The sequence below is a fragment of the Sphingomonas sp. P2_B6 genome, assembly GCF_056404755.1.
In genome coordinates this window covers 194883-214901 of record NZ_JBFUDK010000006.1, presented here as the reverse complement: position 1 = coordinate 214901, position 20019 = coordinate 194883, and the positions used below count along the sequence as shown (strand labels likewise).

Genomic DNA, 20019 nt, shown 5'->3' with positions numbered 1-20019 from the left:
TATTCTTCGCAGCGTGTCCAGTCCCCGGTGGTGCTGGGCGCCTTGATTGAAGCGGGCCAGCCCGACGATGGTTCAGTGCATTGCCTGAGGAGAGGAAGACATGACCAGGAGCCACCGCGGCGGATTCCACCATATCGACCTGACCGTCCGCGACGTCGCCGCGTCGAAGGCAGTGTACGGCCCGGTGCTCGAATATCTCGGCTATCGCTGCGTCAAGGACGAGCCCGAGGGGTGCGAATGGGATCTGGGCCCGGACGGGTCAGGCGCATCCCTGGGATTGAGGGTCTGCGACCCCGCGCTCGCATCCCAAGTGCATGACCGCTACGCGCCGGGATTGCACCATCTCGCCTGGCGGGCGGCAAGCCGCGAGGATGTCGACCGGCTGCATGACCTGCTGATCGACCATGGGATCAGGGTGCTCGACGCGCCGGCGCATTATCCTGACTATTCGGGCGACTATTATGCGGTCTTCTTCGAAGATCCGGACGGCATGAAGCTGGAACTGGTCCACGCGCCCGGCTGGATCTGATCGACACACCGGCGCGAATCAGCCGACGCGCGCGCAGGTCTTTTCCGTTGCGTCGAGCCGATAGGACGCAGGATTCCTGCGCGATTCAGGTCTTTATGCATGAATTTGGCACGTGCGGTGCGTAAATCGCGCGGATTTGATGAGAAACAGCGCCAGCGATCTGATATCAACCATGATGCCCGGCGCGTCCCCGCGGCGCACCGGGAACCGAACAAACAAGATACATAAAATAACAGCAACGAGTCGCCGGCCACCAACTACATCCTATAGTATATTGCGGACAAGGCGCCTCGATGGCGCCTGCTCGTCTGGAATATCTTCGGTTCATGCTCAACGATCGTTTATGGATAAGCCGCAACCATTGCGGTATGTTTCGGAGAGGCTTGCCGGGGGAGAATCGCTCTCTCCGAGAAAGGCACCGTGCCTTCCAGGGGACATGGCGGCATCGCCATGCACGCTGGTCGGCGATGAATTCGCCCTGTGCCGGGCCGACATAGCTCTTCGAGGAAGCAGATCATGCAGCGACGACCGGAAATGTGCATCGTCAACCGCGAGCTGGTGGAGGATCTGGAACCCCTGGTCGGATCGCAGGCCGAGGTGATGCAGCGGCTTGGCATCAGCTGGAACAGCTGGATCAAGATCGTCGCCGGGCTGCCGGTGCGCAAATCGGTCGGCCAACGGCTGAAGGAGCGCGCCCTGGCCCAGGCCGCCACCGTGCAGGGTCTCAGGACGAAATTCCCGTGCAGCTCGGCGCCCGACGGCATCAACCGCGCGGCGCTGGAGAGCGTGTTCATGGCGCCCGCCGCCAATGACGCCGGGCCGGCGACGCGCCCTCCCGGCTATGGCCTGCGCGGCGTGCGGCAGGCGCGGTCGTTCGCGATGAGCGAGGGTGCGCCGGGGTGATCCCACGGCGCGAGCGCCGATGCCGTCATTTCCCACCACTGTCCGACCATCGGGCCGCGCGGATACATATCCCGCTTCTCCCATCCTCATTTCGCCGCGTGATCGAAGGGCGGCGACAGCGCGGATGAAGTAGTGGGCTAGCCTGCGGCGTGATTGAATCGACACGAAGACGGTGGTCGTGCGGGCGAATGTCAGTAGGGTCGCTGACATTGAAGGCAACAAGTCCGGCTGGCCGGAAATGGCCCCCGACGCCCCTCGCGGTCCACGCCTCTCTTTACAACTTGTTTACCATGTGGCCCGATAGTTTCCCGGACGATCCGGCGGGGAAAAGCCATGCGATCCAGTGTTTTCGGTGCGGCCCAAGCCGTCTGGCGGCGATGGTCGTCACCGCCGCCGGCCGAAATACGCGACAGCCTGGTCGCCTTTCAGTTCGCCAGCATCCACCGCCAGATTCCGACGCTCCACCTCGTCGCGCTGATCAACATCGCGCTGGTCGATTATGTGCTGTGGCATCAGCAGGTGCCGCTGCGCGACTATGGCTGGACGGTGATCGGGGTCGCGTTCAGCCTGTGGCGACTGGCCGAATGGCTCCGCCGGCCGGAAACCGGGGGCGACCCGGTCGCGATCGCCCGGTTCCTGAAGGGCACCCGCATCGCGGCGATCGCCTCGGTGGCGCTGGTCAGCGCGTTCAGCGCCGCGAGCTTCGCCGAAGGCGGCCTGGGCTATCCCCTGCTGATCCCGATCTCGCTCGCCTTCGGCACGTTCAGCATCGCGCATTGCCTGGCGCCGCTGCGCCTCACCTCGATCGCGACGCTGCTGATCGGCATCCTGCCCTCCGGCGCGGCGATGATCGTGTCGGGCGATTTCATGGCGATGGTGCTGGGCGTCAGCATGATCAGCGTCGCGCTGCTCAATATCGGCTTCCTGCGCGACTATTACCGCCAGATGATCGAGACGCTGATGCTGCACCGACGCGTCGAGACGCTGGCCAATGCCGATCCGCTGACCGGCCTGCCCAACCGGCGCGCGATCTGCGAGGCGATCGAGCGGGCGCTGGCCGAGGCCGGGCGGAGCGGCGAGCGGGTGACGGTGGCGCTGGTCGATCTTGACGGGTTCAAGGAAGCCAATGACACGCACGGCCACCATGTCGGCGATTCCCTGCTCAAGGTGGTGGCGAAACGCCTGACCCGGCATGCCGGACCGGGCGCGCTGGTCGGGCGGCTGGGCGGTGACGAATTCGTGCTGATGCTGCGCGAGGACGCGGGCGAAACGTCGGTCGACGCGCGGCTGGCCGGGGTGATCGCGCGGCTGTGCCGGCCGACGCAGATCGGGGAGCTGGAGCTGCCGGTATCGGGCAGCCTGGGCTATGCGTCCTGCCCCGGGGACGGTCTCGATCTGGATACGCTGCTGCAGGCGGCGGACGAGGCGCTGTACGCGGCCAAGCGCGGCGGCAAGGGGCGTGCGCTCAGGGTGGAGGCGGGACGGCGGGTGGCCTGACGCTTGCGGAATCGCGCGCGGCGGCGCATTCATCGGGCGGAGAGAGGGGTCGGGGGGCGCCGATGAAGCTGTTCTTGTCCGCTGCCGGGGCTATCGCCGCCTTGCTGGTGTCGTCGCCGGCCATCGCCCGCGACTATTATTATTTCAACAAGCCCGCGGTCGATCGCCAGACCTATCTGGAGGACCGGCTGGCCTGCGACGCTCTCGCGGGCGGCGTGGCGCGCGTCTCGCCCGACACGACCGAGATGAACCGGCAGATCTGGCAGAACAACAATCTGACCACCGGCCAATCGGCCGCTGCCGCAGGCATCGCCAACCTGCTGGTCGGCTTGCTGGCGGGCAGCGAGACGCGGCGGCTGCAATGGCAGGTCGAGCGCATCTGCCTCGCCGACAAGGGCTATCGCCGGTTCGAGATGGACAAGGCCGATTGGAAGGCGATCGAGAAGACGGGGGACGTCGCCGCGCGGATCGACAAATGGTTCGCGCTCGCCTCCAGCACCACACCACCGGGCAAGGAAATGTACGAATGAGGGCATTGATACGCGCGGTACTGGCGCTGGCATTGCTGGTCGTGGCGCCCGCCGCGCCGGCGAAGATCACATCGGCCGGCCAGCTCAAGCCCGACAAGGCCTATCTGCTCGTGCAGGTCGACCCGGTGGTGGTCAAACTGATGGGGACGAGTCGGATGGTCACCGGGATCCTGTTCGCGCCCTATGACGTGCAGGCGAGGCAGGTGCGTGCGGGCGTGATGGCGCAGAACGAGCCGATCGCGAAAGACGGCAAGCGTCGCCTGTTTCTGCTGGAGATCGACCCCGGCACCTGGGTGATCGCCGGGACGGGCGGCAGCGGCGCGTCGCTGGGATCGGCGGATACGAGCTTTTCGCTGGGCAGCTATCATTTCCAGGCCAGGGCTGGCGACGTGCTTGACCTGGGCGTGTTCGAGCCGCAGCGCGAGGAGACGGACAATCCCGACGCCAAGCTGACCAGCGGTAAGCTGATCGGGATGATGTTCCTGCACCAGCGGATCGAGCCGGTGCCGAACCGGCTGGAAATCCGCCCGCGGGCAGAGGGTGATATCGCGATCCCGGCCTGGCTGGCCTCGCGGCCGCTGGTGCAGCCGGCGTTCGTCTATGGCGGCACCTTCGGCAACAGCCTGGGCGGGCTGGTCAATCGCATCGACGGCAAGGAAGGGCGTGGCCGGGCGGTTGGCACGGCAAGCTATCTGTCCAAGCCGGGGCAGCCGGTGGCGGAGCCGGCCGGGGCGGCAGCTTCCGAGCCTTGAGGGGGCCGCAAGTCCGGCAGCTCTCGCCCGAAAATCGATAACGGTTGCAAAATAGCACGACCGTTCGTACTAAAAATGCATGAAAGCGGATGCGACTCGTGCGAGGGTGATCGAGGAAGGGCTACAGAGCCTGAGCCAGGGCGGGCTTGCCGCCGTCACGATCGGGCGGCTGGCCGAGGCGACCAGCCTGTCCAAGAGCGGCCTGTTCGCTCATTTCCGATCGCGCGAATCGCTGGAGATCGCGCTGATCGAAGAGGCCGTCCGAGTCGCGCGGCACCATGTGGTGGAACCGGCGATGCGCAATCCGCAGGGACTGCCGCGGCTGATGGCGCTGGTGGGCCAGTGGTTCGGCTGGTCGGCCCGCGCGGGATTGCGCGGCGGCTGCCCGATTGCCGCCGCGCTGTTCGAGCTCGACGACGCGCCGGGCGCGGTGCGCGACCGGGTGGCGGCGCTGGACGCTGAGTGGCGCGGGCTGCTGCGCGCCGAGGCCGGGGCGGCGGTGGTGCGGGGCCATCTGCATGCGGACACGGATCTGGACCAGCTCGTCTGGGAACTATGCGGCATCTATCTCGCGCACCATAGCGCGATGCGTTTCCACCGCGACCCGGACGCCGACCGGCGCGCGCAGACGGCGCTGGTCGCGTTGCTGCGGCGAAACGGCGCCGACCCCGCAGATCTCTAGCCCCGGAGCAACTCCATGGCCTCCTCAGCCGCTTCGTCGGCGATTATCGACGACCTCGCGCAGCTGCGGCGGCTGCGCCTCGCCTCCTTCGTCGAGGCGAGCACATTGCTGATCCTGCTGCTGGTCGCGGTGCCGCTCAAGCATGTCCTCGGCTATGCTATGGCCACGCGCATCATGGGGCCGGTGCACGGCGCGGCGTTCGTCGCCTATCTGTGGAGCATGATCGCCACCGTCTCGGGCGGCGGCTGGTCGCGGCGCGAGACGCTCCGGCTGGGCGTGGCCGCGTTCGTGCCGTTCGGTGGTTTCCTCAATGCCGGGCTGCTGCGCCGCAAGCGGGCGGCGCTCGCCGCCGGACTGGAGCGGCGATGATGCCTTATCTCTGGGTGAAGGCAGCGCATGTCGCCGCCGTCCTGCTCTTCATCGGCGGGCTGTTCGCGCAGAGTGTCGCGGTGGCGGCCGGCCGGCGGGGCGAGCCGGCCATGGCGACGCTGGTTGCCACCTGGGACCGGCGGGTGACGGTGCCGGCGATGCTGCTGCTGTGGCTGACCGGCGCGACGATCGCGGTGCAGGGGGCATGGTTCGGGAGCGGGTGGCTATGGGCGAAGCTGGTCTTCGTGCTGGCGCTCACGGGGTTGCACGGGGTTCAGTCGGGCAGGCTGCGGCGGTTGCGAAACGGGGCCGAAGGTGACGCGCGCGTGCCCGCCCTTGGCGTAGTGGCCTTCATCGGATGCTCGACCACGCTCATTGCGCTGCTGGTAGTCGTCAAACCGTTTTGAGACTGAGGCCGGGGCTGCGTCGTATTGGCGCGTCAGCGCGGCGTGGGGCGCCGGACCGCGATCACGCCGGCGGCGATGAAGGCGATGAGCGCGAGGCCCTGGGCGATGGCGAAGGGCGGCTCGGTGCCGGTCGGCGCGAAGGCGTTCAGGAAGGGGATCTTCTGGAACCCCTGCACGATCCCGACAAAGACGTTGAGGTAGAGCGCGAAGACCGCGGTGATCGTGTAGACCGCGCGCCAGATACCCGCCCGCGCGAAACCATACAGCGCGACCAGCGCCACCGCGAGATCGACCAGCGAGATGGCGCCGACAATGTGCGGCGGACCGATCACTTTCAGCGGGAAGAAGAAGCCGGTGACGCTGGTCAGGATGGTGAAGACCAGGAAAACGAGGTTCCACGCGCCCAGCCATCGTCCACCGAGCAGCGCCGCGAGGAAGACGAGTCCGGTCAGGATGCCGATCAGGCTGATGATCGTGTGAAGCTGTGTGAACGCTGGCACGGATAGTCCGAGAATCATTTGCCCACCCCCTTGTTTCGCGCAGATTATATCGCGGGAAGGGCGTCGGCGAGCGGTTTTATGACGGTAGCGGAATGAAAAGGGTATGCAGGATACGGAAACGCGCCGCGGCTCCGGCATTCGGCCGAAACAGCGCAGACGGCATCTTCCGCCCGGCGGCACCGAGACCTTGGTATGAGATCAACATTGCTGGTAATCCGCCATTGTCCTGACGACGCGGCAGGCATTTTTAGACAAGGTCCCTCGCATGACCGAAAAACGTCCGGATGGCATCAGGGACTATCACGAACCCGCCGGCGGTTGGGGTGCGCTCAAGGCGGTCGCGGTCGCCCTGAAACGCCAACAGGTGATCGTCCAGGGCAGCAAGACGCTGTTGAAGAACAACCAGCCCGATGGCTTCGACTGTCCAGGCTGCGCCTGGCCCGACCCCAAGCACACCTCCGCGTTCGAATTTTGCGAAAATGGTGCGAAGGCGGTCGCGTGGGAATCGACGGCCAAGCGCGTCGATCCGGACTTCTTTGCCGCGCACAAGGTCGCCGACCTTTGGGAGCAGCCCGACCATTGGCTCGAAGGCCAGGGCCGCCTCACCCATCCGTTGCGATACAATCCGGCGACCGACCATTATGAAGTCGTCGCCTGGGAAGAGGCGATCGCCGATATCGGCGCCAGGATGGCGGCGCTAGACCATGCGGACCAGGCGGAATTCTACACGTCGGGACGCGCCTCCAACGAAGCCGCTTTCCTGTTCCAGCTCTATGCCCGCGCGTTCGGCACCAACAACTTCCCCGACTGCTCGAACATGTGCCACGAGGCGACATCGGTCGGGCTGCCGAAGTCGATCGGCATCGGCAAGGGCACGGTCAGCCTCGAGGATTTCGACCATGCCGATCTCATCCTGTCGATGGGCCATAATCCAGGGACCAATCACCCGCGCATGATGACGTCGCTGCACGACGCAGCGAAGCGCGGGGCGACCATCATCGTGCTCAATCCGTTGAAGGAGCGCGCGCTCGAGCGTTTCCAGGCGCCGCAGGAACCGGTCGAGATGGTGACGATGCGCTCGACGCCGATCGCCTCGGCCTATTTCCAGGTGAGGATCGGCGGCGATGCAGCGGCGCTGAGGGGCATCTGCAAGGCCTTGATCGACATGGACCGCGCCGCCACGGCGGCCGATACCGCCCCGGTGCTCGATCACAGCTTCATCGCGGGGCACACCGCGGGCTTCGACGCCTTCGCCGCCGATCTCGACGCCATCTCATGGACGGAGATCGAGCGCGGCAGCGGCCTGGCCCGGGCCGATCTCGAACAGGTCGCCAGGGCCTATGCCGCCGCCGAGGCAACGATCGTCTGTTATGGCATGGGGATCACCCAGCATCGCACCGGCACCTCCAATGTCCAGCAGATCGCCAACCTGCTCCTGCTGAAAGGCAATATCGGCCGCCGCGGCGCGGGCATCTGCCCGTTGCGGGGCCATAGCAACGTCCAGGGCGATCGCACCGTCGGCATTACCGAGATCCCGACCAAGGCGTTTCTCGACCGGATGGAATCGGTCTTCGGCTTCGTTCAGCCGCGCAAGCACGGCCATTCGGTCGTCGATGCGATCGCGGCGATGCGCGACGGGACCTCGAAGGCGATCATCAGCCTTGGCGGCAACCTCGCGGTCGCGGGTCCCGATCCGGCGGCCTGCTTTGCGGCGTTCCGCAATCTCGATCTGTCCGTCTCGCTCGCGACCAAGCTCAACCGCACGCACCTGCTCACCGGCAAGACGACCTATATCCTGCCCGTACTCGGCCGTACCGAGCTCGACGAGCAGGCGACCGGCGTCCAGTCGGTCACGGTCGAGGATTCGATGTCGATGGTCCATGCCTCGCGGGGCTTTCTCGCGCCGCCGAGCGACATGGTGCGATCGGAACCCTGGATCATCGCCCGGCTCGCGCGCGCGACTCTGGGCGACAAGGTGCCGGTCGACTGGGAAATGCTCGCCGGCGACTATGCCCTGATCCGCGACAGGATCGAAGCGGTCTTCCCCGATTTCGAGGCTTATAATGACCGCATCCGCCAACCCGGCGGCTTCCACCTGCCCAATTCCGCTGCCGAGCGGGTGTGGAAGACGGAGAGCGGCAAAGCCAATTTCCTGATCTTCCCGCAGGGCGATGACGACAGCGCCGCGGAGCAGCCCGACATCTTGCGCCTGACCAGCCTGCGCGCGCACGACCAATACAACACCACCATCTATGGGCTGGACGATCGCTATCGCGGGGTATTCGGGCGGCGCGACGTCCTGTTCCTGAATGTCCGCGACATGGCGCGTCTCGGCTTTGCCGAGGGCGATGTGGTCGATGTCGAGACGGCGCTGACTCATGCCCATCCCGACCGGGTCGTGAGGGCGCTGACGATCGTCCGCTATGATCTGCCGGATGGCTGTTGCGCCGCCTATTATCCCGAGACGCAACCGCTGATCGCGCTCGAGGATCATGATCCGGCGAGCCTGACCCCGTCGTACAAATCGGTCCCGGTGCGGTTGCGGCGCGCGTCTCCGGCGGACCTCGCCACCGCTACCGTTATTCGCGCGGGCCTGGTCGGGCGTGCGGATGACGCGTCTCGGGCGCGGGGATCCGTCGCGATGCAGCAATCGCCCGCCGATCGGTCCGAGCGGTGAGGGGTCGCCTTACCGGTCGGGTGAACGCCGCGCCCGCGAATGGCGATGTGGAAGATCGATGAATCGCTCCATACCCGGCCTGTTCGACCGGATCGCCAGAAACGGCGATCGCGACCCTGTGACCCGCGCGGTTGCGGTGGAGAAGCCCATCGCGATCGAATTCAATGGCATCGGCTATGCCGTCATGATGGCTACCCCGCAGGATCTGGAAGATTTCGCGGTCGGCTTCGCCTTGAGCGAGCGGCTCATCGAAGACGATCGCGACGTTCTGGCGATCGACACGCATGAAGTGGCCGCCGGCGTCGTCCTTCGGGTTCAGCTCCCGGCCGCGAATGCCGCCAGAGTGGTCGACCGGGTCCGCCACCGCATATCCGATTCCTCATGCGGTCTTTGCGGGATCGACAATCTCGAACACGCCCTGCGGCCGCTCCCTCGGGTACCGGCAGCGCACGGCATCGCGGACCACGCGATCTTCGCTGCGCTGGAGCAGCTTGGCGACCGCCAGCCGCTCAATCGCGCGACCGGTGCGGTCCACGCCGCGGCCCGATGTTCGGCGGATGGATCGATCATCGACGTGCGGGAGGATGTCGGGCGCCATAATGCCTTCGACAAGCTGATCGGCGCCATGGTGAGGGCAGGCATCCGGTGGGATGGAGGCTTTGCCTTGCTGTCGTCGCGCTGTTCCTATGAGCTGGTCGAGAAAGCGGCTCTCAGCGGGTGCCCGACGCTGGTGACGATCTCGGCCGCAACCGACCTTGCGATCGCTCGCGCTCGATCTTGTGGGTTGAGGCTGATGGTCCTGGCCAGACCGGATGCCGTGCTCTCGGTCGCCGGAGGGGACGGAGCGCCATGATCCTCGGTGTGGTTCTCGCCGGGGGCATGTCGCGGCGATTTGGAACGGACAAGGCCATGGCCCTGTGGCGCGGCCGACCGCTGCTGTCGCATGCGGCGGAGACGCTTGCCCCCCATTGCGATCTCGTCGCGGTCTCGGGTGGCAGTCGTGCCGCGATGGGCTTCCCGACCATCCCCGATTGGCCACGCGACGATCTCGGCCCGCTGGGAGGGATTTGCGGCGCGATGCGGCACGCCAGCGACATGGGTTTCTCCACCGTCCTCACCATCGCCTGCGACACGCCTGTCGTCCCGGCATCCGTCTTCGTCCGCCTGGTCGCCGCGAAAGCGCCGGCCTTTGTCCGGGGAATGCCGGTTATCGGATGCTGGCCAGCGGACCTGGTCAGCGACCTGGCGGACTATCTGGAGCGGTCGCCGGAGCGGTCGATCATGGGCTGGGCGGAGAAGGTTGGCGCGATCGAGATCGAGGTGGAGCGGCCTATTCCGAACGTCAATCGTCCGGATGATCTGGCTGGGCTCACAGCGCCTTGACGGCTTAGGTGCCAGCCAGGGCGGAGGGCGAGTTTAGTATAGTGTTCCCTTAACTCAAGCAGGAGCAGCAGCCGCTCATCCGCCTTGGAGAGGCGACTTTCCGGCAGAACGATGGCCATTACGCCTTCCCACGCTAGCGCAGTTATGCAGCTAATTCGTGGGGATACTCGTCATAGGTCCGCCCATGCAGCTTTCGCCCCGCAGCCTTCTTGTTGCGCCCGCCCCATTGCTTGAAGAAAAACGCAGAACCGGATTTTCGGCAAGCGTCTTTAATCTGATCGACCCATTCGATTTTCATCGGGCGTGCACTCGGGCCAGACTCACCACCGACAATTGCCCAATGCACGCCGCGCAGGTTCAAAGCCCCAACAGGACCAATAAGTGGCTCGAACGAAACGAACCGGGTCATTCCGGATATTGAGGTTAAGTGACCAATTCTGCTCACTACTGCCTCGTCTTCCACAGATGTCCCTATCCATACCTGTGGTAGCGGGGCTAGCTCGCCGCTCGCAAAAAGTGCCGCCATTCGTTCGGGGCGCTTTGTCAAAACCTGGAATTGGTGCTGCGGACATTGGGCCATAATTGCCCAGACATTTTGGATAAAGGCGGATGGCACATCATCGTGAAACAAGTCAGACATCGAGTTTACGAAAATACGCTTGCCGCGCTTCCAGTTCAGCGGTTCATTAAGGGTAGATGGATCGATATTTATTCTTCCGGTCCATACAGTCCTACCGCCGCTTTTCCGCGTTGTACCTTCGTATTTGGGATGCCTCATCGCTTGCAGTCGGGCTGCCATCCGCATCGCGTAACAATTGGTGCATCCCGAAGACGCGATATTGCAACCCGCGACCGGATTCCACGTTACATCAGTCCACTCGATATCTGAGGTGCCAGCCATTTTATTTCAACACTGCTGCGGCCAGCCGCTTGGCAAGCGTGTTCGCGCCTGCGCTGGGATTAGCGCAGGCGAATATGAGCGAAAATTCGTGCAGTCCCCCACGGCCAAGAGGCAGCGCCGCATCTAACACGCCCCCTTTAAACACTGTGCCTAGTTGCGCCATTGCGACCTTCTCAAACCATGCCGCGTTAGCGACTTTTCTAGTCGTGGGCTCAATGGCTCCGAAGAGGTCCATTCCACACTCTTCCTCGACAACCGCAGCCTTCCGCCACTGATCGGTCCCCAGAATCTCATCAATCCGAGAGCCACCAGCTTCGAGTATCGAGCCATCGCCCTTCACTTGACGGCTCATAGCTAGGACAGGGACCAGATACCAAAGATCGACGGCCCGCGTCTGCCCGAGTTCTCGAACCATGGAAAAATTCATCTGAAGCCCGAACGGGTCGAGAAAAACAACCGCTCGGCTCTTACGCCAATCCGTATCTCGGCAGAGTGAAATTAACGCCTCATTGGCATCCAACTGAAGAAACGTGACGCGCTCAAAGAGTTCCGGAAATCGTTCTGCGACGACAGCGGTTAGGGAGCGCACGTTTGAGCGCTTTGTGTCATTCAGAACGTAACGATCAAACGGCGGTCTAACTTCCAAGGCTCGGACAGCTGATCCAATCGTTATGTCATCAGCGTCGACCAAGTGACCTTGGCCCGTCGATGGGCGCTTAGCCGTCGAGGAGCCCGAGCCGGCACACGCATCGACGTATAGCAGTTCGAAAGACTGCCTTTTTAAGGCCGTCGTGAAGGCGCCGAGGTACTTCTGAACTGTCTGTAGCTTCCTCTCGGTATGAGCACTGCCAAACTGCTGCGTCGTACCAACCATGCCATCGCCCCGTCGCAAAGAACATTTGCAGAACTATAGCAATTTATTTGACATGGCAAACGCAGCTACTCCGCCGCTGGCAGGTAGATCTCCCACCCGTCTGCCGGAACTTCTCGCTCATTTCGTCCATGCCCTTTTCGGCATCGGCATTCGGAATATCGGAATATCGGTGACAGTGCACGTTGTAGCAGAAGCGACGGAGACTTAGCCCACGACGTGACCGTAAGCCGCATATAACTCCAGCACCCGCTCCGGCGTTATGCCCTCCGCCTGCGCGCGCGCAAGATCGTGATCTTCGTTCCCCAAGGTGATGACGGGCCGCTGGCGGGCCAGTTGGGGATGGACCCAGCAGGGCTGGTTCAGCGTGTCCCCGAATGGCGCGAGACGGTTGGAGAACCAGCCGGTCCATGGCCCCAGGTTCGCATAGGCGCCCTCGTCGAAGCCATAGAGATAGATGTCGAAATTGGCGCGGGAGAGCGTGGACCACACGCCGAAGCCGAATTTATCGGCGAGGCCGTGGACCGGGATGTCGAACACGCAGCGTATGAAGAAATGTTCGCCGCCGACGACGCAGAAATCCTCCGAGAGGAAATCGCCGTCGAAGCGGATGGCGCCGTTGGACTCATATTCTTCCGGCCCCTCCCAGAAATCCGGGGCGAAGGATGCGAGGTGGAACATGCCCTTGTGGGTCAGGTCGCAGGAGGTGCATTTCCAGCCTGCGCCGCACAGGCGGTCCAGCGCGGAGGGGGGCTTTTTACGGCCGAAGAATTTCATGGAGATTCTCGGTCATGACCAATGGCCTTTTCCGCCGTCTTGCTTGTGGCAACGCCCCCTCCACCATTCGCAAAGGGCGAATGGTCCCCCTCCCCCTGCTTCGCAGAGGGAGGAATGAGAGGGGCGCCTCACGCGCGCGTAAACCTTACTCCGCCGCCGGCAGGTAGATCTCCCCGCCCTTCTCGCGGAACTTCTCGCTCATTTCGTCCATGCCCCTTTCCGCATCGGCATTCGCGAAGCGCGCCCGTGCCGCGTCCCCGTCCTGCGCCGGTGCGGCGGCAAGGAAGCTGTCCACGCCGCTGTTCTGCTTCGCCGCGAAGTCGCGCACCTCTTGCGTGATCTTCATCGAGCAGAATTTAGGGCCACACATCGAGCAGAAATGCGCGGTCTTGGCGCCTTCAGCCGGGAGGGTCTGGTCGTGGTACTGCTCCGCCGTGTCGGGATCGAGCGACAGGTTGAACTGGTCGCGCCAGCGGAATTCGAAGCGGGCGCGTGACAGCGCGTCGTCGCGGAGCTTTGCGGCCGGGTGGCCCTTGGCGAGATCGGCGGCGTGGGCGGCGAGCTTGTAGGTGACGACACCCACCTTCACATCGTCGCGGTCGGGGAGCCCGAGATGCTCCTTGGGGGTGACGTAGCAAAGCATCGCCGTGCCGTACCAGCCGATCATCGCGGCGCCGATGCCGCTGGTGATATGATCATAGCCGGGCGCGATGTCGGTGGTGAGCGGCCCGAGCGTGTAGAAGGGCGCCTCCCCGCAGACCTCGAGCTGCTTGTCCATATTTTCCTTGATCTTGTGCATCGGCACATGGCCGGGGCCTTCGATCATGACCTGGACGTCGCTCTTCCAGGCGCGGTGAGTGAGTTCGCCCAGGGTATAGAGCTCGCTGAACTGCGCTTCGTCATTGGCATCGGCAATGCTGCCGGGGCGCAGGCCGTCGCCGAGCGAATAGGCGATGTCGTACGCCTTCATGATCTCGGTGATTTCGTCGAAGCGCTCGTAGAGGAAGCTCTCCTTGTGGTGCGCGAGGCACCATTTCGCCATGATCGAGCCGCCGCGGCTGACGATGCCGGTGACGCGCTTCGCGGTCATCGGGACGTACGCCAGGCGCACGCCGGCATGGATGGTGAAATAATCCACGCCCTGTTCGGCCTGCTCGATCAGCGTGTCGCGGAAGATGTCCCAGGTCAGGTCCTCGGCCACGCCGCCGACCTTTTCCAGCGCCTGGTAGATCGGCACGGTGCCGATCGGCACGGGGGAGTTGCGCAGGATCCATTCGCGCGTGTCGTGGATGTTGCGGCCGGTCGACAGGTCCATCACCGTGTCCGCGCCCCAGCGGATCGACCAGACCATCTTGTCGACTTCCGCCGCGACGTTCGAGGCGACGGCGCTGTTGCCGATATTGGCGTTGATCTTGACGAGGAAGTTGCGGCCGATCGCCATCGGCTCGGATTCGGGGTGGTTGATGTTGTTGGGGATGATCGCGCGACCGCGGGCAACCTCGTCCCGGACGAATTCGGGCGTGACGTGATCGGGGATCGAGGCACCCCAATCCTGGCCGTCGCGGATCAGCTTCTCCTTGGCGGCGGCGCGGCCCATATTCTCGCGGATCGCGACATATTCCATCTCGGGCGTGATGATGCCGCGCCGGGCATAGTGCATCTGGCTGACATTATGGCCGGCCTTTGCGCGCAGCGGACGCTTCACGACATTGGGGAATTGCGGCACGCCGGCGGAACGGTCCGGGCCGGACAGGCCGTTATCCTCGGGCCTGATCTCGCGCGCGTCATAGCTTTCGACGTCGCCGCGGCCGATGATCCAGTCGCGACGGAGCGACGGCAGGCCGGCATTGATGTCGATGATCGCCTTGGGATCGGTATAGGGGCCCGAGGTGTCGTAGACGCGCAAAGGCACTTCACCGCTCGACGGCTCGAGCACGATCTCACGCATCGCCACCCGCCATTCGCCGACATGGATCTTGCGCGAGCCGCGGATCGGGCCAGTGGTGACGCCGATTTCGGTGCGGGCGGGGATGTCGGCCATGGGTGTTCGCTCCAATATGCGGAGCGAGGACGGATTTCGGGTGAAAGCCGCTCCCTCCCTCCGCCGGTCTCAACCGGATCAGGTTCGGCGGGTCGGGGGCTGCAGCCCCCCTCTCAGGCGCGCATCAGCGCCCCCCCGGGGATGGGACCGGTCTAGGCGTATCGGCGCATAAAGAAAAGGCCGCGCGACCCAAGGGTCGCGCGGCCTGTCTCTTTGCGATCCTGCCAGGTTCAGCTGGCGGCGCTGGTCTTGAAATAGGTGCTGATCACGCCGTTGGGGTAGAAACCCCCGCCGACCACCGCCGAAGAGGAGGTGTACAGCACATTGAGCGCCTGGCCGGGGGTGCGGCCGAAGACGATGCCGTCGATATTGGTCGGCGTGACGTTGGCGGTGCTGGCATTGCCGGTGACCCCCTGATCATTGTCGCTGGCGCCGTCGAACGAATCCCGGGCGTTGCTGAGCTGATCGGTCGCCGAGCGCGCGGCGGTGCCACGGGCGTAGAGCTGCGAGCGGACCATCGCGGCGTGGAAGGACTTCGTCGCCAGCGCGTCCGCCGCCGCGTTGAGATAGAGCAGGTTCGCGATCGACGGCGCCGAGCCGATATAGGCGCTGACGATGACGTCCTGCAGCAGGAAGGCGCCGAGCAGGAAGTTGGTCTCGCTCGAATAGGGATCGAACTGATCGGCGGGACCGATCAGGCCCGCCACGCGCGCCAGCCGGGTGAAGCCGCCGGTGATGCTGTTCGAGATGTCGATCACTGGCTGGGCGGAAACCGCCGCCGAGCCGATCGCCGAGCGCAGGAAACCGAGCAGGGCGAGCTCGCCCGCCGCGATCTCGCGCGCATATTGGCCGAGCAGGGCATCGGTGAAGGTCACCTGAGTGCCGCCCGTTACCGCGCCCTGGGTGCCGGTGCCGGTGAGCAGCGCGGCACCGCCGCCGGGCAGGGTGGCCGAGGCAGGAATCGCCTCGACACCAGCGCCGGTGGTCGCGCGGATGAAATATTGCGTGACGAGATATTGCAGCTGAAGCGTGAAGTTGAGGTAGTCGACATCGAGCGCGACCGTGGAGGTCGAGGTGGGCGACGGCGTGGGCGTGACGGTCGAGGTGGGCGTCGGCGTTGGCGAGGTGTCGTTGCTGCCGCCACAGGCAGCCAGGCCCATCGCCACGGTGGCGCTGCCGGCGAGCAGCAGGAAGCGCCGGCGCTGCCCGAAGCTGCGGTCGTCGGCGGGGCCGGCCATGTCGAGCGCCGGGATCGGGGAGTCGGTATCGGTCATCGTGAAATCTTCCCTTTGGGGAGCACAGGTGCGATCAGTTCGCCGAGCTGGTCTTCACCGTGCCGTTGAGGCCGGCGGTAAAAAAGCCGCCCAGGCTGACGGCAGCGCTGTTCAGATAGAGAATGTTGAGCACCTGGCCGGTCGAGCGGCCGGCGATGAGGCCGTCCGCGCCGGCGGGCACGATGTTCGACACGATATTGCCGCTGACCGTGCTGGGCGAAATGCCCTGATCGAGATCTGCCGTGCCATCGAGCGTATCCCGGACGTCGGAGACCTTGTCGGCGTTCGTCCTGAGCGCCGGCGTCGCCACGCCCTTTGCATAGAGCAGCGACCGGATCACCGCGGTGTGATGCGAATGTGTCGAGACCAGGCCGAGGACCTTGCCGAGGAACGCCTTGTCCGAAATCGAGGCGGCGGCGCCGGCAAAGGCGGTGACGAGCACGTCCTCGAAGATATAGGCGCCGAGCAGGAAATTCTCGTCGCTGGCATAGGGATCGAACGCGCCCGCGGCAGCGATGCCGGCGGCGACCGCCATCTTGCTGAACGCACTGGTCGTGCCGGTGCCGAGATCGATCGCCGGCTGAGCGGTCGCACCGTCGGTGCCGAGCGTGGCGCGCAGGAAGGAGACATGCGCGGCCAGGTCCTGCTGGATCTCGCTGGCATATTGAGCGACGAGCGGATCGGTGAAGGTCACCTGACGCGCGCCGGTGGCGGCGCCGGCGGTACCGACCCCGGTCAGCATCGCGGCGGGAAGGCCGGCGCCGGTGACGGCGAAGCTGTAATATTGCGCGGCGAGATATTCGAGCTGGAGCAGGAAATTGCCCATGTCGTTGTCGACGATCGTCGCGGCCGAGGCCGACGTGGCGATCGACAAGGCGCCGGCGCCCGCCGCGGTCGCCGCGGCGGCGCCGAGTGCGGCCCTGAAGAATTCGCGGCGCTCGTTGCGCAGGTTGCTTTCCGGCTGGAGGGGCGACTCGCTACCCTCGATCAGCTGCTGGTCGTCGGTCAAAATGACCTCTCCTTGAGATGGTGTCCCATGACAGGACGGATTCAGCCACCGTTTCCCGTCATTTGCATGACCGGGCATGTCGATTTCCGACCGGTTTCCGTCTTCGGGTAGCCGATGTGCGGGGGCGACAGCAACAGTCGTTCGCCCCCGATCCATCGCACATCCCTTCGGTCCACCTCAAAAAAGGGATCAGAAGGTGTAGCCGAGCCCGATCGCGCCGAACCACTGGTTGCGACTGCCGGCGATGCTGACCACAGGGCTGTCGGCATAACTGCCCTGCATCCGGGTGTAGGACCCCATCGCATAGATGCCGAGGCCGTGGAGCAGATCGCCGGTGAGCGAATGGCCGACGACCGTGCCGAAGCTCACGTCCTTCCACCCCTTGCCGCCGCTGAATACCGGCAGGCCGCTGCGTGCCGAGCCAGCGGCATCGACGTCGAAATAGGCGCGGGAATAACCGGCGCCGGCATAATCGGCCGAGACCGAAATGCCGACGAACGCCTTGCGGCTGAGTGGCGTGGTATATTCGATCGACGGCGTGATGACGTAGCTGCGATAGACCTTGCCGACATCATGGACATAGGCGACCTTGAGCGAGAGGCTGTCATAATCGCTGGTGATCACACCGGTCTTGGCGATGCCGACATAGCCGCCGGCCTCGAGCGCGATCTTGCGATTGCCCAGTGCCTTGACCTGCGGATCGGTGACGCGGCCGGTGCGGTTGAAGTTGAGGCCGACGATCGGGCCGAACTGAACATCGAAGGACGGGCCCGACGGGTTCGGGATCAGATCGACATAGAGTTGGGTGCCGCGCGTCGAGAAGGCGAAGCCGGCGACCTTGCCGCGCGCCGCGACGGCGGGGGCGATGATATAGTCGTTCGACCCTTCATAGCTCGGCATCAGGGCCGCGCCGCCGCCGATGGTGAAGCTGGTGCGGTCGGCATCGGGGGCCTCTTGCTGCGAAGGGCCCTGGGCGGACACCGCCGGTATCTCCTGCGCGAAGGCGGGCGCCGCGGTGAAGCAGGACAAGGTTGCGGCGAGCAGGGCGATACGATTTTGTGCGGTCACAAGCATACTCCAGGAACGGGTCATCAGGGCGGCAAACGCGGCCTGCCGCGCTTTGGGTCCGCCGCCTCGATCCTAAAGCAGGTAAAGCATCCTCACCTGTTGCGCATCGGCATCACCGGAAACGGTGAAACGCGCCGCCTTGAAGCTGGGCGGGCCGAAGGTGATGACCGGGTTGCGCGAGAAGCCGAAACCCTCTTTCGGAATGCCGGCAAAGGTATCGAGCCGGCCATTGCCATTCTCGTCATGGATCACCGCGATGGCGTAATCGCCGCGCGGCAGGCCGTCAAAGGCGATATCGTGGCGAGTCGCCGGCACCGACCGGGTCACCGCATGCCTGTCGTCGGTGCATTTGGGGAAGTTCGCGGGATCGGCGGTGAGGCAGATGCGGATCAGACCATGCGTCGAGCGCAGCTTCGCCACGTCGAGCGACAGGTCAGAGACCGGCGTCGCGCCCGGCAGCAGCGCCATCGCGACGATCGCCAGGCCCAATCGCCTTCCGACGCGCACGCGCATGGTCGCGGGCGAAATCGCCGACGCCGCGGTCCGTGCCGCAAAGGCGATCCCAGAAGCGGAAATAGAGCCCATAATTCCCCCCATATTGCTCATGGTGGCGCTGATGATGGCTCGCCGTGATGAGCCAGGCCCCCATTCGCCCCCGCCACATGAACGTAGGAAAAACCTCCCACCCCATATGGTTGGTAACCCCCATAACGGTCATCACGGTGAGCACCACCGCGAGCGCGTAGGGGTGGATCGGAATCACGAACACCAGTAGCGGAATTGCCACAGCGCCGGTGATCGCCTCGATCGGGTGAAACGCCATCGCCGCCCAGGCGGTGGGCGGGCGGCTGGCATGATGGACGGCATGCGCGAGGCGGAACGGCCGGGGCAGATGCATCCAGCGATGCGTCCAGTAGAACCAGGCGTCATGCGCGATCAGGTAAAGCAGCACCGAGACCGGCAGATACCAGAGGGGGAAGGCGTGGACGTCGCTGTAGATCCTCGTCCAGCCGCGATTCTGCCAGCCCCAGGCGATGATGCCGGCGGGCGCGCCGTAGATCGCGGCGGAGGCGAGGCTCCACCAGATCTCGCGCCGGATCTGCGGATCGAGCCCGGCGTAAAGGCCGGGATGCTTCGCGCGGGTCGCCAGATCGAAGGCGCCGCTGACGATCAGGTAGCGCACGCCGACGATCAGCGTCATCGCGACGGCGGAGAGCAGGATGGCGAAGGCGATAGTCATCGGCACCGCCTTACACGGCAAAGCCCCGGCTAGACCACCATCGCGGCGCAATCCCGCGCGATACGTTCCAGCGACTCGCGCGATTCGCCGGCGCGGGCCCGCACGCTGAGCGAATGCAGCGCGGAGGCGACGACCACGGCGGACGCGGCCGGGCGCGTGCTGCCCGCCTCCACCAGCAATGCCTCGATACAGCGATCCTCCATGGCGAGGAATCGCGCGAGCACCGCGCGTACCTCCGGATCGGCGGCGGCCTCCGCCGTGGCGGTCCCGACGAGCAGGCACCCCGACGGCCCCTTCTCGCCCGACATATAGCCGTTGATCGCCCCGATCAGCATGCGTTCGACCATCTCGCGCAGCGGCAGGCCGAGCCCGTGCAGCGTGCCGAAGGAACGCTCGACCCGCTCGATCAGCCGAGTCAGCGCGGCGACATAGAGCGCGCGCTTGTCGCCGAACGCGGCATAGAGGCTGGGGCGCGCGAGGCCGGTCGCGTCGGCCAGTTCGTCAAGCGACGTGCCGGCGAACCCGTGCGTGCGGAAGCGTTCCGACGCGGCCTTGAGCGCGACATCGGCATCGAAGCTGCGCGGGCGGCCGCGGGGGCGTTCTGACAAA

22 protein-coding genes and 1 riboswitch are annotated in these 20019 nt (G+C 65.0%); of the genes, 11 read left to right on the top strand and 11 right to left on the bottom strand.

The genetic code is table 11. The features are described 5' to 3' along the window. The first annotated feature begins 100 nt into the window (after positions 1 to 100). The 8 genes from AC1DX5_RS11260 (at position 101) to AC1DX5_RS11225 (ending at position 5669) form a co-directional block, all read left to right on the top strand. Entirely contained in the window at positions 101 to 529 is a 429-nt protein-coding gene (locus tag AC1DX5_RS11260; protein ID WP_465175322.1) for a VOC family protein, read from the top strand. A 516-nt stretch (positions 530 to 1045) separates the two neighbouring features. Beyond that, complete coding sequence (locus AC1DX5_RS11255) at positions 1046 to 1432, top strand: hypothetical protein (protein ID WP_465171319.1); 387 nt, start codon at positions 1046 to 1048, stop codon at positions 1430 to 1432. A gap of 333 nt (positions 1433 to 1765) precedes the next feature. Beyond that, complete coding sequence (locus AC1DX5_RS11250) at positions 1766 to 2929, top strand: diguanylate cyclase domain-containing protein (RefSeq protein ID WP_478015450.1); 1164 nt, start codon at positions 1766 to 1768, stop codon at positions 2927 to 2929. 62 nt (positions 2930 to 2991) lie between these two features. Next, positions 2992 to 3459, top strand: a complete 468-nt coding sequence (locus tag AC1DX5_RS11245; RefSeq protein WP_478015448.1) for a hypothetical protein — start codon at positions 2992 to 2994, stop codon at positions 3457 to 3459. After that, positions 3456 to 4211, top strand: coding sequence for a hypothetical protein (locus AC1DX5_RS11240; RefSeq protein WP_478015446.1), 756 nt, complete (start codon positions 3456 to 3458; stop codon positions 4209 to 4211). Before AC1DX5_RS11245 ends, AC1DX5_RS11240 begins: the two co-directional genes overlap by 4 nt. 79 nt (positions 4212 to 4290) lie before the next feature. Beyond that, entirely contained in the window at positions 4291 to 4893 is a 603-nt protein-coding gene (locus AC1DX5_RS11235; protein ID WP_478015444.1) for a TetR/AcrR family transcriptional regulator, read from the top strand. 15 nt (positions 4894 to 4908) lie between these two features. Next, entirely contained in the window at positions 4909 to 5262 is a 354-nt protein-coding gene (locus tag AC1DX5_RS11230) for a DUF3817 domain-containing protein (protein ID WP_465171314.1), read from the top strand. Continuing rightward, on the top strand, positions 5259 to 5669 hold the full coding sequence (locus AC1DX5_RS11225) for a CopD family protein (RefSeq protein ID WP_478015442.1): 411 nt from the start codon (positions 5259 to 5261) through the stop codon (positions 5667 to 5669). Before AC1DX5_RS11230 ends, AC1DX5_RS11225 begins: the two co-directional genes overlap by 4 nt. A gap of 32 nt (positions 5670 to 5701) precedes the next feature. Here the strand turns inward: AC1DX5_RS11225 and AC1DX5_RS11220 are convergent, their stop codons facing one another. Beyond that, positions 5702 to 6169: a hypothetical protein gene (locus AC1DX5_RS11220; protein ID WP_478015440.1), complete on the bottom strand. Its 468-nt coding sequence runs from the start codon at positions 6167 to 6169 to the stop codon at positions 5702 to 5704. Between the two features lie 265 nt (positions 6170 to 6434). Between AC1DX5_RS11220 and AC1DX5_RS11215 the strand changes: the two genes are divergently transcribed. Genes AC1DX5_RS11215 through AC1DX5_RS11205 form a run of 3 tightly spaced genes read left to right on the top strand, consistent with a single transcriptional unit; the run spans position 6435 to position 10229 of the window. After that, positions 6435 to 8846, top strand: a complete 2412-nt coding sequence (locus AC1DX5_RS11215) for an FdhF/YdeP family oxidoreductase (protein ID WP_478015438.1) — start codon at positions 6435 to 6437, stop codon at positions 8844 to 8846. Between the two features lie 58 nt (positions 8847 to 8904). Continuing rightward, complete coding sequence (fdhD, locus tag AC1DX5_RS11210) at positions 8905 to 9699, top strand: formate dehydrogenase accessory sulfurtransferase FdhD (protein ID WP_478015436.1); 795 nt, start codon at positions 8905 to 8907, stop codon at positions 9697 to 9699. Beyond that, complete coding sequence (locus tag AC1DX5_RS11205; RefSeq protein WP_478015434.1) at positions 9696 to 10229, top strand: molybdenum cofactor guanylyltransferase; 534 nt, start codon at positions 9696 to 9698, stop codon at positions 10227 to 10229. Before fdhD ends, AC1DX5_RS11205 begins: the two co-directional genes overlap by 4 nt. A gap of 142 nt (positions 10230 to 10371) precedes the next feature. Here the strand turns inward: AC1DX5_RS11205 and AC1DX5_RS11200 are convergent, their stop codons facing one another. The 10 genes from AC1DX5_RS11200 to AC1DX5_RS11155 form a co-directional block, all read right to left on the bottom strand. After that, entirely contained in the window at positions 10372 to 11130 is a 759-nt protein-coding gene (locus AC1DX5_RS11200) for a DUF5131 family protein (protein ID WP_478015432.1), read from the bottom strand. A gap of 1 nt (position 11131) precedes the next feature. Next, positions 11132 to 12004, bottom strand: a complete 873-nt coding sequence (tcmP, locus tag AC1DX5_RS11195) for a three-Cys-motif partner protein TcmP (protein WP_478015430.1) — start codon at positions 12002 to 12004, stop codon at positions 11132 to 11134. A 204-nt stretch (positions 12005 to 12208) separates the two neighbouring features. Further along, the gene (locus AC1DX5_RS11190) at positions 12209 to 12778 is read right to left on the bottom strand and encodes a DUF2199 domain-containing protein (protein WP_478015428.1); all 570 of its coding nucleotides are present in this window, start codon (positions 12776 to 12778) and stop codon (positions 12209 to 12211) included. A gap of 145 nt (positions 12779 to 12923) precedes the next feature. Next, positions 12924 to 14819 (bottom strand): phosphomethylpyrimidine synthase ThiC, encoded by a 1896-nt coding sequence (thiC, locus tag AC1DX5_RS11185; RefSeq protein ID WP_478015426.1) that lies wholly within the window; start codon positions 14817 to 14819, stop codon positions 12924 to 12926. 38 nt (positions 14820 to 14857) lie between these two features. Further along, a riboswitch (TPP riboswitch) is annotated at positions 14858 to 14966 on the bottom strand. An 83-nt stretch (positions 14967 to 15049) separates the two neighbouring features. Next, positions 15050 to 16093, bottom strand: a complete 1044-nt coding sequence (locus AC1DX5_RS11180) for a ferritin-like domain-containing protein (RefSeq protein ID WP_478015424.1) — start codon at positions 16091 to 16093, stop codon at positions 15050 to 15052. A 34-nt stretch (positions 16094 to 16127) separates the two neighbouring features. After that, entirely contained in the window at positions 16128 to 17102 is a 975-nt protein-coding gene (locus tag AC1DX5_RS11175; RefSeq protein ID WP_478015422.1) for a ferritin-like domain-containing protein, read from the bottom strand. 189 nt (positions 17103 to 17291) lie between these two features. After that, complete coding sequence (locus AC1DX5_RS11170) at positions 17292 to 18170, bottom strand: MipA/OmpV family protein (protein ID WP_478015420.1); 879 nt, start codon at positions 18168 to 18170, stop codon at positions 17292 to 17294. A 72-nt stretch (positions 18171 to 18242) separates the two neighbouring features. Further along, complete coding sequence (locus tag AC1DX5_RS11165) at positions 18243 to 18638, bottom strand: DUF2141 domain-containing protein (RefSeq protein ID WP_465171304.1); 396 nt, start codon at positions 18636 to 18638, stop codon at positions 18243 to 18245. Then, on the bottom strand, positions 18604 to 19410 hold the full coding sequence (locus AC1DX5_RS11160) for a sterol desaturase family protein (protein WP_465171303.1): 807 nt from the start codon (positions 19408 to 19410) through the stop codon (positions 18604 to 18606). The genes AC1DX5_RS11165 and AC1DX5_RS11160 overlap by 35 nt, the downstream gene beginning before the upstream one ends. Before the next feature lie 29 nt (positions 19411 to 19439). Further along, positions 19440 to 20018, bottom strand: coding sequence for a TetR/AcrR family transcriptional regulator (locus tag AC1DX5_RS11155; protein ID WP_465175308.1), 579 nt, complete (start codon positions 20016 to 20018; stop codon positions 19440 to 19442). Position 20019 lies beyond the last annotated feature (1 nt).